Genomic DNA, 18,043 nt, shown 5'->3' on the forward strand with positions numbered 1-18,043 from the left:
CGTAAAGGATTTCTGCATGCCCGTCCCGATTCCCACCCCGAACCTGAGCCAACTTCCCGCCCAGGCTGTCCAGGCACATTTCGCCACGCGCCCGGCGCTGTACTCCGTGGTGTTCAATGCGCTGCGCAGTGGCATCCTGGAACACTACCCGACGCTCAAGCTGGACCTGCTCAGCGTCAAACTGGCCACCCCGCGCCCTGACGGCGTGTACACCTACCGCTCGTTGATGGAAGTCGCCATCGCCCATGTATTGAACCCCCAGGCACTGGACCTGCACTCAAAACGCGAGCTGCCGTACTACCTCACTCAACAGGTTCCCAAGACCCTTAAACCCGACCCCCCGGACCTCATCGACATGCAGGTGATCGCGCGCATTATCGACGCGCTGCCCGAGTCGGTTGCCCTGCATTTTCAACATGACCTGGCCGAGTACTGGAGCGCAGCCGACAGCCACGGCAACAGCCGCTGGCAGTGGCTGGGCGAGTTGCTCAACGGCCAGATGAGCGCCGCTGCAACCGGGCAATCGCATTTGAGCCAAGCCCAGCGCGACATGCTCAGGGTTGTCGCGACGTGGCCGACCCAACACGAACGCCTGCCCCACGCCGCCGCCCCCACCTATGTGTATTTGATTGAGAACACGCTCACCCACAACGGCAGCGACGCACGCCTGTTGACGCCGGACCTGCTGCTGGTGCGCGACAAACACGTGCTGCTGTACAGCGTCGCCGGGGAGATTCACACCTATGACGACATCGATGCATTCGGTGAAGCCTGGACTGCCAGGTTGCAGGCGCGGTACCAGTTCGACAGCCTCACCTGGCGGCGCAACGAACCTGAAGGCAACGTGTTTGAACACCAGGCCGGCCTGATCCTCAATCAACAGCTGCAAGACCTGGCGACCTTGTCATTCCAGGGCCAGGACGAAAAAAACCTCGGCCGGCGCCTGGCGAACATCACCGATCCTGCGCTGTTCTTCTCCCCCGTGTCGACACCCGCCGCCGCTGTGCTGCAAAAGGTCAGCGACCAACTGCCCGAATGGCTCGCACACGCCACGGCGGCCGACCGCTTCGCCTACCACCGGCATGTGCAGGACATGGCGCACGTGCTGCAACAGAACCAGGGCCACGCCTTCAACGAAGGCATTGAAAACATCCACAGCTTCAGCCGCGCCGCCTTGCGCCAGCAAATGCAGGCAGACCACGCTGACTGCGACCCGGACCAGGTGGTATTGGATTTCTCCGTGCCCGCCGGCTACCCGGGTGGCGCCGGCATCATCGGCCACGTGCGCATGACGCTGACCGAACTGGCCCTGAAGAACCTGGCCGGCAAGCCCAAAGGCAGCCTCAGGCTCTCCTCCAAAAATGCCACGCCCCTGCCCGCCTGGCTGGACGAAGCCTACCTGTTGGGCACTAACGGGTTGATCCAGCGCGTGGATATCGGCACCACCTACCCGCAGAAGATCAAGGACACCCTGTTGTCCGATACCGCTGACGCACGACGGCGCGAAACGCTGTTTACCCGCGAGCTCAAGGTCAAGCTGCCGACCCAGGCGCTGGAGTACAAGATCCGCGGGCAGCACGGCGTGACGGTCACGGGTTATCGCTATGTGAAAGCGTTGATGGGCGAAATGCCTTCGGACCGAATCGTCGACGAGCAGGAGATCGTTCTGCGTCCACTGGCCCTGTGTCGCACACCGGGTGCCGCACCGGATGAGGTCAGCAACGCGTTCATCATCGAGCCGCGCGATGCCGGCGTCGGCCCGCACTTGCTGTATCAGCCGCTGTATGCCGATGCCCTGCATGAATACCCGACCCGCCAGGCGCTGCTTGATGCGCTGGCCACCCCCGGTGCGCTGCAAGACAGCGTGCTGACCTGGCTGAGCGACAAGGACCGGGCGATTTATGAGCATGGCGGTATCAAGGAGCCTCACCTGATTCGCTTCGTGCCCGGGGATGAGTTCAGACCACGCCTGGAAACGCCCGTACCTGCGACCCTGGCGGTCGATGAAGGCGCGGGTGAATGGCTGCAATCACAAATCAACGGCCAACTGCTTAACCACCTGTTCGGCAGCACCGCACGGGCGTTAGTTGACCTGGCGGACCAGGCGTCGGTGTCCAACCTTGAAAGCCGCTGGGCGACGGTGCTGGAAGGTGCCGGGTTGCTGTTCAACACGCTGCTGTTGCCGGTGCTGCGCGGCCCGGCCATGCTGGCGGGCTGGTTCATGGTGCTGGTCAGCAGCCTGGAGCAGGACACGGCCGGCCTGGACAGCACCGACCCGCTCACCCGTGAAGCAGCGCTGATCGACCTGTTGCTCAATACCGCCATGGTCTTGTTGCACGCGGCCAGCCCGGCGCGGCAGGCGCTGCCTGAAGGCGCCACGCAAGACCACGCCCTGCACCTGCAAGCCTGGCGGCGCCCGGCAGGGCTGGCGCCTGCGCAAGCCACGCCGGTGATGCGCCATGGCCCTGTGGCGTTGCCCGGTGAACCACCCGCAAGCGGCCACACGGCGCTGGACTTCAGCCACTCGATTGCCAGCCCCAAAGCCGGCGCCCGCCTGCTCAAGGCCTTGCTTGAAGTGCATGTACCCTGGCCCGAGCCGTTGCCGCAGGCGCAGCCAAGCGGTGCGCTTAAAGGGCTGTACCGCATTGATGGCACCTGGCACGCCAGCGTTGGCGGCCTGTTGTTCCAAGTCAGCATCGTGCCCGGCTTCAGCGAGGTTTACCTGGTGCACCCGCAACGCCCGGAGCACCCAGGTTTCAAACTGATCAGCGACGGTCAAGGGCATTGGCGACTGGACCGGGGCGCGCGACTGGAGGGCGGCATGCCCAGGCAGCGCCTGGCTGAATTGGCTGAGCGTAAAAAACAACGCCTGAAGGAGCTCCCCCCCCAGCTGCAAATTCACACCCTGGAAATGCTTCCGCTGGCGGCCCAGACCCAGCAGTTTTACGGCGCCGTGGAGATCGCCCGAGTCCAGGTGACGCAGAACAAGCTGGCCCTCAGGGAAGATTGGGAAAGGCTCAATAACCCCGAATTGCTGCCCGCGTTGCGCCCCCGGATCGCTGAACGTCATGCGCAGAGACAGCTCGCCACCGCCCAGGCCAGGACCCAGTGGGGCATAGCCGTAGACAATTATCGGCAAAACACCCAGGGGTTCATCACCGGGCTGCAAAAGACCGAAGCCATGGCTGTCGAGCTGATGGCGCTGGACAGGACAGAGGGCGAATACAGAAAAGCCCGTGATAACGCCCTGGAAAACATCTTCAAACACTGGCTGGTGCTGTACGCGAACCAACATCAAAAAATTCAATTCACCCTCGAAAGCCTGCGCGGCGAAACATTTACTGAGCTACTGAACCGTATCGACACAGAGCTTCCCGACAATATAACGGATGGCTACGATGAGTTCGTGAACGCCGCCACGCAACGGTTGGAGGCACTCAACGAAGTGCAGGAGTACGCCCAACACTGCGAAACCATTCTGCAACAGGCTGCGCCGGCCCTGCGCGAAAGCCTGTTGAGACAGATTCCAGCCAATAAAACCGTATCCTTGATGGCGACCAAACAAAGCATCCTGTTATCACTCGCTGAACTGCTGCTCAACCGCTCGATTGACGCCGATATACCGCAGCAGCGCCCTTACCTTGAGCTGCTCGCCGATCGACAGATCTATTCCACCGTCAACTCACATATTGAAATAAGCACCACCACCGGCTATTCCCCGCGCGAGCAGATTCATGTCCTCAAAGATGCGCTTGAGCAATATGGGCGAATGGAAAACGCCGTCCACTCACTCACCGAGATGCGCTGCGCCCTCCTGCGCGAACAATACCGAGAGCCGTTCCTGGCACAACTCGGTGAGGCCCGTGCAAGCCTTGAAGCACAGCTGGCCAACTTGATTCTGGTGGAAGAAAAAATCGCCCCGCGCCCGGCCACCGACAAAGCCAAACGGCAAAAGCCGGCTAACCGCAAAGTGATCAGGACCGCCGACAAAAAGAGCCTGGTGGGAGACCTGCGTGCCGGTACGACGGATGAACCGGGTCAGTACGTCGACATCACCGACACACTCACCGGCGCCATCGTCGCCACCTACCACGAGCATGCCGGCGAAGGCGTCTGGAGCATCGTCGAGCCTGCGGCACCGGCGATAAAAGCCCCTACGCCAGCCGCGCGCTCGTTGAAAACCATCAGGGCGCATGCCGCGGCGATCAAAGCCGAGCGCGCCGGCATTGATGCGAGTATTCGCTACCAGCAGCGCAAACTCCTGGAGCCCAGCCAGCGCGAGGACGTCGACCCGCATGATTGGGACGTGATGCTGAGCCAGCATGCGGCGAAATTCGAAGGGTTGGCCAATGAGCTCAAAGGCGCTGTGGAGGCTAACGCCATCGACATGCGCAACCGCTACCACGACGAGGCCAAGGCCGCCACCCAACGGGCGCGTGAAGCCTGCGCCGAGGGCTACCTGTTGCAACGTCCCAGGGCCGCCAAGGTCGACTATCTCTGGACCCACGGTTTTGTCGACATCAACCTGGTGAAAAAACGCGTGCCCCTCAAAGCCGGGGATTACCTGACGGAATATGCCATTCGTGAAAAAAGCCAGATCAAACCTGGAATCAGGCGCGAAGACGCCGACCTGTGGTACGCGCATTTCCATTACCCAGACGTCGAAACGCCCGCCTCTGCGCCGGCCTTCGGCCATCTGAAGACCAAGGCAGAGCGTCGATACACGCGCAAGGAGTTGATCGAACAGGCCAGGGCCAATAACCGGGCGGTGGTGAATCTGGACAAGGCGTTGATCGAGGCGCCATTGGACCAGAAACTGTTTTTGGGTCTGGAAGGCGATGAGAGTGCGGGCGCGTAGGTACGTGCTCAGGCTGCGGACCTGTCATCGCAGTGTGGAACGCAGCCGCATTCCCTGGTGGCGAGCGGGCAAGCCCGTTCGCCACGACAGCACGCTCACGGCAGTAAACCCCACGAGTGTCTATGCTCTGTAGGATGACTCGGCTCACGAGGGACCTATGGACGATCCAAACAACACGCCGCCCACCTTCTGGCAAATGCTGCACAGCGTGATGGCGGCCGCCTTCGGCGTGCAAAGCGGCAAGAATCGCGCCCGCGACTTTACCCACGGCAAGCCCAGCCACTTTGTGCTGCTGGGCATTCTGTTCACTGCGGTGTTTGCCCTGACGTTATTTGGCATCGTCAAGCTGGTGCTGCTTCTGGCCGGGGTTTAGCGTAACGACCTTGAACAAGGAAGCGGGCATGCCCGCTCCCTTGCGCTGACTACTGGCGCGTCGAGGGGCCTGGCTGCGGCGATTCAGGCCTGGGGTGTGCCGCCTCAGCGGCACCCGCCGCCTGCACCTCCTTGCGTGACAACGTCAGCAGCAACTGCGCCCGCGCAGTGCCTCGTTCCACCTCCAATTGGATTATGGCGGCGTTGTAGCGTTGCTCGGTGTCGCTGCCGGGCTCTCTGTCCGCGTATTCATCCTCTACCGTCTCGTGGCGTCGGGCAGCATCGCGCTCGAGCGCCAGGAACTCATCGGGATAGCGCTCTTTCAAGTAGTCGACCCAGTAATCGTGAGCAACCAGGCGTTCATAAAACACCTCGGACGCTTCCGCCTCAAGCACCTGACTGCGCGCGCGCGTCAAGGTTTGCCCTCTGATCGGGTTACCATAGGCCATGTGTGTGGGTTGCCCAGGCAGTTCCAGCCCGTCAGGCCAGCCACGGGTCAGCCCAATCCGATACTCCAGGCGCACCTCGGCCTCGTCTCGGCCTCTGGCATTGCGCATGGCCAGGGTGTCGACCTGCTCCAACCGGAACAATTGCCGGGACAGCTCAAGCAAACGCTGACCTTTGAGCCTGAGCGCATACGCCGGAACATCACGCAGCACCTGCTCGACGAACACCAGCACCTCCATTGAGCTGAACGTGAGGATGCGCCCGTCGATGCAGGTTCCGTGGGTTGCCGAGGCGGCAAACAACGATGCTCGCGTCTGCGCGCTGCCGACGGCGCTTTCGATCACCCTCCATACCCGCCGGGTAAGGTCTGCCGCGCTGAATCGGTATTCACTGGTATCACGCAGTCGTTCCAGTAAATGGAAAAACCGTTCATGGTCCGGTTCCTGAGCCAATTGCTGCTACCACTGGCGCCGCGTGGCAGCCTCGGCACCAGTTGAGCGCCCGAGCCAGGAGGTGAGCTCCGACGCTCCTGCATCCCCTTGCGCGTCAGCAATAGTTTCCAGGGGTTCGTCTGCACCGGAATCATCGTCGTCACCGTCACTGTCCGAATCCGACTGGCCGCTCTCCTCAAAACTCGCGATGTTGCTATCGATTGCTTCCCGGCTCCATCCCATCACCGTCCCCGGGCCATAGTCCCTGAGCTGCTCAAACGATTGGCGCGTAAGCCCGATGTTTTCCGAAAGGTCTGTGCCTTCCACCAATGCGTCGTGCCTGCCATCGAACAACGCGAGTGGCAACTCTTCGAGGTCATTGCCACACAGGTTCAAGGTTCGCAGGTGCCTGGCTTGCAACGTACCGTTGGGCCACTCCCCAAGGCTGTTGTAACTCAGGTCCAGGGTCTCAAGCCGACTGAAGGCTTGGGCATTGAAATTGAACAGGCCGTTTCTGCTCAGATTCAACCGACGCAAACGATGCCCGCCCAGCAGACGATACAACGGTTCAGGTTCGGTAATGGCATTGGAGTCGAGCACCAGCTCTTCAAGCTCGGGCATGCGCCCTACCGCCTCAGGGATGCTCGCCAGCTCATTACCACTCAAGACCAGCTTGCGCAGCGCGGGAAAGCTTTTGAGAAAGCCTTCGGCACCCGCTGCAGAGCACTTCATACCGGTTAAATTCAGGCTGTGGACCTGGGTGAACTGCACCGACAACTCCGGCAGATCGGCGGTTTGCAGGCCGTGCAGGCTCAGTTCATAGCCGGCGTCAGCCGACACGCCGGTTTGCCAGCACTCAACGATATTGAGGGCGACGAGCCGACGTTCGTCGTGCACTCGTCTTAGGTCGGGCCCGGGTAACTCGATGGTGTACAGCCAACCGTTGAGGTCACGTATCAGGGCCCTGTACTCCTGGTGCCAGTTGGTCAACAGGGTATCAATTTGCAGGTCAGTCATCCCGGTGCCACGCAGTTGCTCGAACCACCGCAGCGCGTTTTCCTCGGTCACCCTCGGGGTCAGTTGCTGCAAACGCCTGACAAAGCCCGCCGCGCCTTCGGCCGCCACGATGGGTTGAGGCAATGCCAGCAAATAATCGACCATGCCAAGGCCCGTTTGCGCCGGGGGGAAAACGGTCGAGACACTTTGCCGCTCGAACCGAGCCAACGCGTGCTCTGGCAGGCCATAAAGGCACTCGACCCGGTAGCGCGCTGTTCGCAAGTCCCCCTCACCCGCCGTACTGAAACGGTTACCCGCCAAGTTGGTTGCCATCAATGCTGCATCATTGGCCAGCACTTGAGGTGGCAAGCTCGTCAGCTGATTGTCCCGCAGGTCCAGGCAGGCCAAGTGCGGCAGGCGCTCGGCGCCGGTCGGCCAGGCCTGCAAACCTGTCCCGCGCAGGTTCAGCGCCTTGAGCTGCGTCAAGGCGCTGACATCCAGCGCCGTGAGCGGTTGGGTGTTAAGGCTCAAGTCCAACACGTGCAGGCTGCCCAAGTCATTGAGTTGCGCCTGGAGCGCCGGCAGCGCCAGGCTGTTATTGGCAAGGTCAAGCCGATTCAAGGCCGGAAGATCGCCCGCATCGATGGGTATTTCGCTCAAGCCCAGCCCGTTAAGCTCAAGGGTTTGCACACCGCTGAAGGCGCGGATAAACCCGCGTGTCTGCTCGGTGGATACGCCCGGACTGCGCAAGCGCAATGTGCGTACGTGGGCAAAACTTGCGGCGGGTAACCGGGGCAGTTCCAGGGTGATGCGCGGCGCGGATTGCAGGGTCACTTGAAACAACCACTGAGGCACTTCAAGCTCCGACGCTTGGCCGCTTATGCCATAGCGTTCGCCCACCGCCGCCCACCAATTGGCTTCAAGGGTCGTGATCAAGCGGGCATTCATCCCCGTTTCCCATTCAACCATACGTGACCTGAACGGCCTTGCCGCATCGGCAGTCGAGGCGTAAAACGCCGAAAAGATGCCGGCATACTCGTCTCTAAGGGCCTCGATCACAGCAAACCGTGCCTCGGCGGTTTGCGCAGTCATCATTATTTGCGCATGCAGTGCATCGGCCAGTCCTGAATAAACGTTCAGCGACGCCAGCCTGCCCTTGGTGTAGCCGCTGACCATCTCATGCAGATCAACCAGGTGCCCACGTTCACCCACATAGGTCCTGACGTATTCATAGGCAGGCTTGAACGCTTCGAGGGAAAACCTTGACCAGTCCAGCGACAGCCCCGCCCACAGCTTTTCATGCCCGCTGTACAGCCTGGCGGGCAGCGCAGCGATCGCGGTGTGGCTCAAATCCAGACGCTCCAGGAGTGGAAGATGCTCAACACTGGCCGGCCACTGCGTCATGCCACCTGCAGCCTCGATTTGCAGCCGTTTCAACTGCACCAGCGCGGACAGGTCCAGCCCGTTGAGTACGTTGCCGGAAAACCCGCGGTAATCCAGGTGCAGCTCCTCCAGCGAGGTCAGTGAGTTGAGCCTTGAGGAAAAATCCGCGGCCAGTTGCTCGGCTGCCGTACCAAACCTCAAGCGTTTGAGGCTGGCCATCCTGGTCACTGCAGGTGGCAGCGTTGTCAGCGCCAAGCCGCTGCGAATCGGGGTCGGCTCCCAAAAACGGGCGCTGTCGCCAATCGCCAGGGTGTGCACATTGGGAAAGCGTGCCAGAAAAGCCTCTACGTCGGCATCGCTCATCCTGCGTCCGATCAACGACAAATCGCGAATATGCGAAAAATCAGCGCTCAATGGCGGCAAGTGTTCATCGACAGTCATGTGCAAGCGCTCCGCGCTCGCCAGCTTCCCTGCCAGGGGTTGCATCCGCCAGGCCGCCTTGAGCTGAGACGTGATGTAGTGTTTATAGGTGGCCGCGTAAGTACCCGTCGCAATGTTTACAGGCCCGGCCCACTCATCAAGTTCCGCCACCATGGCGGCATATTCGCGTGCGCGATTTTGCAGTTGGGTGAAGATTGCCTTGTTGTCCTTGCCCTGGGTTTTCAACTGCAAAATGTACTCGCGGGCTTGATCCTCGTTAAGGCCGTAGAGTTCTTGTGCGCGCGCCTCCAGATTGGCGCCCTCGGCCGGGGCACGTCCGCTGGCGTAGTACCCCACCAACTGGTCGTTGACCCGCACCGGCGGCTTGAACCCTTTACGTTGGGGTTGCAGCCATTGCCGCGCTTCACCGCGATAACGGTCTGCACACGCGATAATTTTCGCTTGCAGTTCGGCGCTCTGACTGACCTCTGGCACGCCCAGGCTTTGACGCACGCCATCGGGCATGGCGTGCATCAGCGCAGTATAAAAACTATCGCCCTCGCTGGGCAGGCTGAGTGCCTGCCCACGCGCATCGAACGCCTGAAAGCGCGGGCCTTTTTTGACCAGGTAATGCTTGTCCGGCGCGGTGTCACGGCCAACGCTGTCCAGCAACGCCCCCTGGACACTGCCCTCACGAACTTCCAGGCGCACCGTGTCGGGCCAACCCGGCAGCTTTTCCAGGGCGCGCAGTGCCAGCCGGCGACTGCCCGCCGTGGCCATGGTCTCACTGCGCAGACCTGCATACGCGCGAACCTGTCGACCTTGAACGGCGTACCAGCGCGCTTCCTCCAGCAGCGTCAACGGCACACGGCGCGTTGCCTGCAGGCGTTTGAGGTCATCCGGGGACGCGTGGGCCAGAACCTCCTGAGCGGCGGCTTCGCTGAGCCCGGGGCAGGTGCGCTGCAGCAACCTGACCTCGCTGTCGACCGGTTCGGTGCCGGCGTAAAGGCTGTCGAAAATCGTCGGTTTACGCAGCTGCGCATAATCGGCGATTTGCTTGCGAAACGCTTGCAGCCTCGTATCAGCCACGCGCGCACCCTCTGCGCCGAGCAAGCTAGTGACTTGCGATTCATCCAGGGCCGCCAGAATCACCTCGGGCAAGCGCCCTTGCAGCACATCCGCGCGGGTGATGCGGATGGGCGCCTGCGCGGTACCGCCCCGAGGCACGCGCCCGCCGCCGTAGCGCATCGACTCACCGGAAAACTCAGCGCCCCTGAACACCTCAAGCACCCGTGTCGTTGGCCAACGTGGCATGTCCACCACCAGCGGCAATCCAGCCAGGTAACGCTCATCGATCGGCTGGCTGCCGCGCCATTGGTCGATGACCTGCTCGCAGCCTGCATCGGCCTTGAACAGACGCAGGGCATCCAGCAGTTCCGGCGGTGGCGCCGCGAGGTCCATGTGCATCTTGCGCAGAGCGTTGTCACTGACGCCACTGACCTCTGCCACCTTGAGCAACTGGGTATCGGTAAAGCTCTCGGTTTCGTGGCCAATGCGGCGCAAGAGGGTCAGGCGGTCCCACTCGGCGGGCCGCTCAAGGCTGTGACGCCAGGCCCCCCGGCCGTTGCTTTGCAGAAGGGGTTGGTAAACCTCGGCCTGGGTCGGGTGCTTGATCCGCCATTGCTTGAGGGTCTCGTCAAATACCTGCTCGTAGACCTGGCCACCCAGGCGAATATAGGTCTTGCCGTCGAGCGAGTATTGCCCCTGCGCGTTGGGCACTGCGTCGGCCCCCAGCGTCACGGGGCTTTCATAACCCTTGAGGTCCGGCTTCCACAGCCGGGTTTCACCGTTGGGCAGGGTCACAGGGCTGAGGTTTTCGAGCAACGGCGGCGCCTTCAACGCCCGATATTTGCCCACCGCCGCCCCAACGCCCGACATCACGGCAATCTGCGCCAGGTTCTCTGCCACATCGATCAAGTGATCCTTGGCCGCACGCTTGTCGCCCTCGGCCCACTCGACCGTGCCTTCCACGGTTTCGGCGAGTAATTGCTCGGCCATCACCGCCAGCATGACTTCACCCAGAACGGGCACGAACATCGACACCGCGTTGAGCGCCAGCATGCCAATTTCGAACAAGTGCGCCAGTTTGGCCTCACGCGCCTTGGCATCGACCTCGGCAGTGGCGACCGCATGGGCGCGGGCATCGGCCAGCACCTTGTCACGGTGCTTTTCGTAAAGGTAAGGCCACAGGTCCAGCTGCCCGGTAAAGGTGCCTGTACCGCGATAGGGCATCAGGCTGCCGGGGGCCAGATAAGGGTCGCTGACCGGCGCCATCTTCGCAGGCGTTGCAGGCGGCAGTTCTTTGACCTGGGTCACCGGCGACAAACCGAACAGGATCTCCACGAACGTTCGCCAAGGGGAACTCAATGGGCTGCTCGGCGAGTCGGCAGACTTTTGCGTGAACTGGCTGAAATAGTAGGGCCGCTGATCATAGGGCACGAACTGGCTGAAAAACCGCTGATAGGCGGTGGGCGCCGGATCGTCAGCCGCCATGCCCTCGCGTGCCGTGAACAGGCGCTTGAACGCGTTGGGCATCTGCGCCCTGGTATAGCGTTTGAGCGGGTGAACCGGGCAATGAGGGACATACAGAATCAACTCATCACCCTGCCAGCCATCGATTGCAAAATAGACGCAGCCTGTGAGCCTTTTTTTCATCAGGCTCATGTCGAGCAGCCACACCCGCTTGTCGCCCAGCCTGGGATAAACACTGCCGTTGACCACCGAAAGAACCATGGCGTGATCCGCAGGTTCGATATCCCCGGTCAATACCGCGTAGTCGGCGGCGGCTTTGAGGGTCGCCTTCTGACTGGCGATAAAACGTTGGCGAAGCGGCGGTTCAGGGCTGGCATCGACCGCTGCAAAGAATGACTTCAGGTACGTCTGATACTGCGCGCCAACGTCGAGGCTGCGGCACAAGCGCATGAACTGGCTGACCGTCAGGTTGACGGTCGTTGACTCAAAGGTGCCGGCGGTGGCCGTCTCCCGCATAAAACCGGAGGCCTTATGGTAAGCACCTGGCTTGCACTCCCAGTCTTCAAAGTTATGCAAACACGCTTGCAGCATCGACAGCTTCAGAAATTCGAACGAGTCGACCTCAATCTCCAGAACACTGACCGCCAGCGTACGCCGCAGGCAGAGCAAGGTCTTGTCGACATCGACGTCGACCTGGTACTGGTCTTTCAAGGCTTTGAGCAACAGCGGCCTGGCGAATGCATCGACATCCTTGAACGTCGCCATGGCCGTATCCAGCGCAACCTGGGCGATAGCGCTGGCCTTGACGCTTGCGTTGAGGTTTTTACGTTGGGCAGGTGTGGCGTTCCGGTAAACCGCAGGCAAGTCCGGTTTGGCGTGTTTGAGTGCCGATCGGCGCGCGGGCGTGGCATCGACCAGCCATTGGGGCAAGGTCTTTTCAAGAAAATCGCCGTGGATACTCAAGCTAGCCGCTGGCGGCTTGGCAGCGCTGCTTTGCGAGGATAAATCAGACATGCTGTCACTCCAGTGAATGGGAGTGACAGCACATCACCGCTCAACCGGTGGGCGGTGGTGCATACCTACCTCGGCGTTAACGCAACAGCAGTTGCAGGCTGAACGGGTAACGGTAAGTGGCAGGCTTGCCGGCGGCCGACAGTGCACGAAAATCCACCGATGGCGCAGGCCCGAGCAAGCGCTGTGCCTGGGCGGCGTCGATCAGTTGGAACAGCGCCAGCTGGCGGTCGCGCCCGCCATAGGCGCCGATATCAACGCCCCTGGCATCATCATTGATCAGCACCATCGCCCAGCCGCCCAGGGTGAAGTGCCCCGCGACCAAAGTGCTCAGGCGCCCATCCAGGCGCGCCTTGAGTATGGTCGGCGAGCTGTTGACCGCACTGAACAACGCGTCCTTGCCCGGCACTCGCCCGCTGTCTTGCAGGGCCTGCATGGCCCCCAACGCCATCTCATCGTTGGCCGACCACACCAGCGCGGTGTGCGGGTAACGCTTGAACAGCTGTGTGGCCTGTTCAAACGCGCGCTGGCGATTCCACTCACCGTAGACCAATTGGCGCAGGCGCACTTCGGGATGCTCGGCCAGGGCGCGGTGCAAACCTCGTTCGCGCAGTTGCGCAGCCGGGGTGTTCTTGGCGCCGGAAAACGCCAGCAGGTCGAGTGACTCGCCGGGGGCAACCGGGCCGTGCTTTTGCAGCAGGTCGGTGAGCATCAGGTAACCGGCCTGCTCGTCGTCGGCGACCAGGCTGCCGATCCATTGGGCATCTTTATGCGCATCGAGCAACTGCAGCTGGTCAGCGGTGAGCGCGTTATTGACGATCAGCAACTTGACCCCACTGCCCTGGGCCATGCGCAGGATCTGCGGGGCGACATATTGCTCGTTCACCAGCATCAGGTAATCGGGCCGCTCGCCGCCTTGCAGCGCCTCACGGGCATGAACCAGCGTGTTATTTGCGCTGCGCTCGGAATAACGCACGCGCAAATCCAGGCCGAGGTCCTTGGCGGCGGCCTGCATGAATTGCGCGTAGCTGACCCAAAAGGTTTCCGTGGACGCGCCCGGGTTGAGAAACACCACTGACGTCGCCTGGGCCATCGCCCCGTAAGCCGACCCCAGCAACCCCACACACGCAATCAGAACCTTCAACATGGTTGTTTGTGCCTCGAATATTGATCGCCATCATAGTGGCAATGCGACAGTCAATCGAGGTTCAATCAACCTTCTTTATTGGTGGCTAACCCAGAACACGGCGGTTCCAACCACCAGGATTATCAGAAACAGAATGGCCCAGGCATCAACGGTACTGTCAGGTTTACGGGCTTTGGTGGAGTTGCTCATCGCATCGCCTCTTGTCGGTTTTATAGGTGATTGCACGAAGACACGAGCACAGTAAAGTTGATGATTGCCCGCATGACAAGTGTGGGTATCGCGATAACGGTTCTCATTAGTCAATTTGGTTATTTACATATACTCAAACATCACTTTTGCGCATAAACGCAAACTGGTATCGTGCGCCGGCTCCGTTGGGAGTGCGCGGCCGTGCGCGCAGATTTGCCGAGAACAGGACCTATATGTACGTATACGACGAATACGATCAGCGCATCATCGAGGACCGCGTCAAGCAGTTCCGTGATCAGACCCGACGCTACCTAGCAGGTGAACTGAGCGAAGAAGAGTTCCGCCCTCTGCGCCTGCAAAATGGCCTTTATGTTCAGCGCTTTGCGCCGATGCTGCGGGTTGCCGTGCCTTATGGCCAACTGACCTCGCGTCAGACGCGCATGATGGCCAAGATCGCCCGCGACTTCGACAAAGGCTACGCCCACATCAGTACCCGCCAGAACGTACAGTTCAACTGGCCGGCGCTGGAAGACGTGCCGGACATCCTCGCTGAGCTGGCGACCGTGCAGATGCACGCCATTCAGACCAGCGGTAACTGCCTGCGCAACGTGACCACCGACCAATTCGCCGGCGTTGCCGCTGACGAACTGATCGACCCACGCCCGTGGTGCGAAATCGTGCGCCAGTGGACCACCTTCCACCCGGAATTCGCCTACCTGCCGCGCAAGTTCAAGATCGCCATCAATGGCTCGACCTCGGACCGCGCAGCGATCGAAGTGCACGATATTGGCCTTGAGCCGGTGCACAACGCCGCCGGCGAGTTGGGTTTCCGCGTGCTGGTGGGTGGCGGCCTCGGCCGTACGCCAGTGGTCGGTGCGTTCATCAATGAGTTCCTGCCATGGCAGGACCTGTTGAGCTACCTCGACGCCATCCTGCGGGTCTACAACCGCTACGGCCGTCGTGACAACAAGTACAAGGCCCGGATCAAGATCCTGGTCAAGGCGCTGACCCCTGAGGTATTTGCCCAGAAAGTCGACGCCGAGATGGAACACCTGCGCGGCGGCCAGACCACCCTGACCGAAGCCGAAGTCCACCGTGTGGCCAAGCACTTCGTCGACCCTGAGTACAAAGCCCTGAGCAATCAGGATGCCGAGCTCGCAGCGCTGGATAAAGAGCACCCAGGCTTTGCCCGCTGGCGTGGCCGCAACACCCTGGCGCACAAAAAGCCGGGCTATGTGGCCGTGACCCTGTCGCTGAAACCCACCGGTGTGGCACCGGGTGATATCACCGACAAGCAGCTGGACGCCGTCGCCGACCTGGCCGACCGCTACAGCTATGGCCAACTGCGCACCTCCCACGAGCAGAACATCATCCTCGCGGACGTTGAGCAGAGCCAACTGTTCACCCTGTGGGGCGAGCTGCGCGAAGGCGGTTTTGCCACGCCGAACATCGGCCTGCTGACCGACATCATCTGCTGCCCGGGCGGCGATTTCTGCTCCCTGGCCAACGCCAAGTCGATCCCGATTGCCGAATCGATCCAGCGCCGTTTCGACGACCTGGACTACCTGTTCGACATCGGCGAGCTGGACCTGAACATCTCCGGTTGCATGAACGCCTGTGGTCACCACCACGTCGGCCACATCGGCATCCTGGGCGTGGACAAGAAAGGCGAGGAATTCTACCAAGTGTCCCTGGGTGGCAGCGCCAGCCGCGATGCGAGCCTGGGCAAGATCCTCGGCCCGTCCTTCGCCCAGGAAGCCATGCCCGAGGTGATCGGCAAGCTGATCGACGTGTACATCGAACAGCGCACCGAAGATGAGCGTTTCATCGACACCTACCAGCGTATTGGCATCGACCTGTTCAAGGAGCGCGTCTATGCAGCGAATCATTAAGAACAACGAAGTTCTCGACGAAACCTGGCACCTGCTGCCCAAGGACGCGAGCTTCGACGGCATTTCCAACTGCGACGACCTGATTGTGCCGCTGGCCCTGTGGCGCGAACACGGGCACGCCCTCAAGGCCCGCGACGGCGGCCTGGGTGTGTGGCTGGACGCCGACGAGGAAGCCGAAGAGATCGGCGACGACGTGCAGCACTTCCAGGTCATCGCCCTGAACTTCCCGGCCTTCACCGACGGGCGCAACTACTCCAACGCGCGCCTGCTGCGTGACCGTTATGGTTACAAGGGCGAATTGCGCGCGATTGGCGATGTGCTGCGCGACCAGCTGTTCTACCTGCGCCGTTGCGGGTTCGATGCCTTCGCCTTGCGCGCCGACAAAGACCCGTATGAAGCGCTGGAAAGCCTCAAGGACTTCTCGGTCACGTACCAGGCCGCCACGGATGAACCGTTGCCGCTGTTCCGTCGCCGCTGAGCCTGCTGCTGTGAAAAACCCTGGCTTGCCAGGGTTTTTTTATGGGCGGCGTTTAGTCGGCCCCATGACGCAATCTTCACATTTAAGGGTGAACATCCGCGGTGTTCGAACTGTCCTCTACTGATCAGCAGCCTTTAACCTCACTGACGATTGGAGTTCTTCATGGCGAAAATCAACCTGGCCCAGCAGTTGGCGACCACCCTTGAACAGGCGGGCATCAAGCGCATCTGGGGCCTGACCGGCGACAGCCTCAATGGCCTGACCGACGCCCTGCGCACCATGGACAGCATCGAGTGGATGCACGTGCGCCACGAAGAAGTGGCCGCCTTCGCCGCCGGCGCCGAGGCCGCTGCCACCGGCGAGTTGACGGTGTGTGCCGGCAGCTGCGGGCCGGGCAACCTGCATTTGATCAATGGCCTGTTCGACTGCCATCGCAACCATGTACCGGTATTGGCCATCGCCGCGCAAATCCCCTCCTCCGAGATCGGCCTGAACTACTTTCAGGAAACCCATCCGCAGGAACTGTTCAAAGAGTGCAGCCACTTTATCGAGCTGGTCACCAACCCGGCGCAGATGCCCCAGGTGCTGCACCGCGCCATGCGCTCGGCGATCCTCAACCGTGGCGTGGCGGTGGTGGTGATCCCGGGCGATATCTCGCTGCTGGAAGTGGAAGACAAACTCAAGCCCTGGCCGGCCCTGCACGCGCCGCGCACCTTGCCGGCCGAACAAGACCTGCAGCGCCTCAGCGAGATCCTGCACAGCAGCGAGAAAGTCACCCTGTTGTGCGGCAGCGGCTGCGCCGGCGCCCACGACCAGGTGGTAGCCCTGGCCGATGCGCTGGGCGCGCCGGTGGTGCACGCCTTGCGCGGTAAGGAGCATGTGGAATGGGACAACCCGTTTGACGTGGGCATGACCGGCCTGATCGGCTTCAGCTCCGGCTACCACGCGATGCTCAACTGCGACACGCTGATCATGCTCGGCACCGACTTCCCGTATCGCCAGTTCTACCCGACCGATGCCAAGATCATCCAGGTCGATCGCAACCCGCAGGCGCTGGGCCGTCGCGCCACCCTGGACCTGGGCATCGCCGCCGATGTGAGCGAAACCATCGACGCGCTGTTGCCACGCCTGACACGCAAGACCGACCGCAGCTTCCTCGACACCTCGCTCAAGCACTATGAGAAAGCCCGCCAAGGTCTGGATGACCTGGCGCAGCCATCGAAGGCCGATCGACCGATTCACCCACAGTACGTGGCGCGCTTGCTCTGCGAGCTGGCCGATGACGATGCGATCTTCACCGCCGACGTCGGCTCGCCCACCGTGTGGGCTGCACGCTATTTGAAGATGAACGGCAAACGTCGCCTGATCGGCTCGTTCAACCACGGCTCGATGGCCAATGCCATGCCTCAGGCGGTTGGCGCGCAGGCCGCGTTCCCCGGTCGGCAGGTGATCTCGATGTCCGGCGACGGCGGCTTTGCCATGTTGATGGGCGACTTCATCTCGCTGGCGCAGTTGAAATTGCCGGTGAAGGTCATCGTGTTTGATAACTCGTCACTCGGGTTTGTCGCCATGGAGATGAAGGCCGCCGGTTACCTGGATACCGGTACCGAGCTGAAAAACCCGGACTTTGCCGCCATGTCCAACGCCATGGGCATCCTCGGCATTCGCGTGGAACAGTCCGAAGACCTGGAACCGGCCTTGCGCCGCGCCCTGGCCCATGACGGCCCGGTGCTGGTGGACGTGGTCACAGCCACCCAGGAGCTGGTGATGCCGCCGACCATCAAGCTGGAACAGGCCAAGGGTTTCAGCCTGTACATGCTCAAGGCGGTGATGAGCGGACGTGGCGACGAAGTGATCGAACTGGCGCGCACCAACTGGTTGCGCTGA

At 61.5% G+C, this 18,043-nt stretch carries 8 protein-coding genes; 5 read left to right on the top strand and 3 right to left on the bottom strand.

Annotated features, from left to right (window positions below; translation table 11 throughout):
• Positions 1-16: 16 nt before the first annotated feature.
• The gene (locus ASE80_RS14215; RefSeq protein WP_056859474.1) at positions 17-4,858 is read left to right on the top strand and encodes a dermonecrotic toxin domain-containing protein; all 4,842 of its coding nucleotides are present in this window, start codon (positions 17-19) and stop codon (positions 4,856-4,858) included.
• 157 nt (positions 4,859-5,015) lie between these two features.
• The gene (locus tag ASE80_RS14220) at positions 5,016-5,231 is read left to right on the top strand and encodes a DUF2970 domain-containing protein (protein ID WP_056859475.1); all 216 of its coding nucleotides are present in this window, start codon (positions 5,016-5,018) and stop codon (positions 5,229-5,231) included.
• A gap of 49 nt (positions 5,232-5,280) precedes the next feature.
• On the opposite strand, the gene ASE80_RS30755 is transcribed toward ASE80_RS14220, so the two are convergent.
• The 3 genes from ASE80_RS30755 to ASE80_RS14235 all read right to left on the bottom strand — a co-directional run bounded on the left by ASE80_RS30755 (position 5,281) and on the right by ASE80_RS14235 (position 13,597).
• Positions 5,281-6,129, bottom strand: coding sequence for an NEL-type E3 ubiquitin ligase domain-containing protein (locus ASE80_RS30755; protein ID WP_111452816.1), 849 nt, complete (start codon positions 6,127-6,129; stop codon positions 5,281-5,283).
• Positions 6,130-6,135: 6 nt separating this feature from the next.
• Positions 6,136-12,453 carry a leucine-rich repeat domain-containing protein gene (locus tag ASE80_RS14230; RefSeq protein ID WP_056859477.1) on the bottom strand — a complete coding sequence of 2,106 codons (6,318 nt, stop codon included), beginning with the start codon at positions 12,451-12,453 and terminating at the stop codon, positions 6,136-6,138.
• 76 nt (positions 12,454-12,529) lie between these two features.
• Complete coding sequence (locus tag ASE80_RS14235; protein WP_056859478.1) at positions 12,530-13,597, bottom strand: ABC transporter substrate-binding protein; 1,068 nt, start codon at positions 13,595-13,597, stop codon at positions 12,530-12,532.
• Positions 13,598-14,019: 422 nt separating this feature from the next.
• On the opposite strand from ASE80_RS14235, the gene ASE80_RS14240 reads away from it, so the two are divergent.
• The 3 genes from ASE80_RS14240 to poxB all read left to right on the top strand — a co-directional run bounded on the left by ASE80_RS14240 (position 14,020) and on the right by poxB (position 18,043).
• Positions 14,020-15,678 carry a nitrite/sulfite reductase gene (locus tag ASE80_RS14240; protein ID WP_056859479.1) on the top strand — a complete coding sequence of 553 codons (1,659 nt, stop codon included), beginning with the start codon at positions 14,020-14,022 and terminating at the stop codon, positions 15,676-15,678.
• On the top strand, positions 15,662-16,156 hold the full coding sequence (locus ASE80_RS14245; RefSeq protein WP_017136920.1) for a DUF934 domain-containing protein: 495 nt from the start codon (positions 15,662-15,664) through the stop codon (positions 16,154-16,156). The genes ASE80_RS14240 and ASE80_RS14245 overlap by 17 nt, the downstream gene beginning before the upstream one ends.
• Positions 16,157-16,318: 162 nt before the next feature.
• On the top strand, positions 16,319-18,043 hold the full coding sequence (poxB, locus tag ASE80_RS14250) for a ubiquinone-dependent pyruvate dehydrogenase (RefSeq protein ID WP_056859480.1): 1,725 nt from the start codon (positions 16,319-16,321) through the stop codon (positions 18,041-18,043).

Source organism: Pseudomonas sp. Leaf15 (assembly GCF_001421425.1).
Taxonomy (GTDB): Bacteria; Pseudomonadota; Gammaproteobacteria; order Pseudomonadales; family Pseudomonadaceae; genus Aquipseudomonas; species Aquipseudomonas salomonii.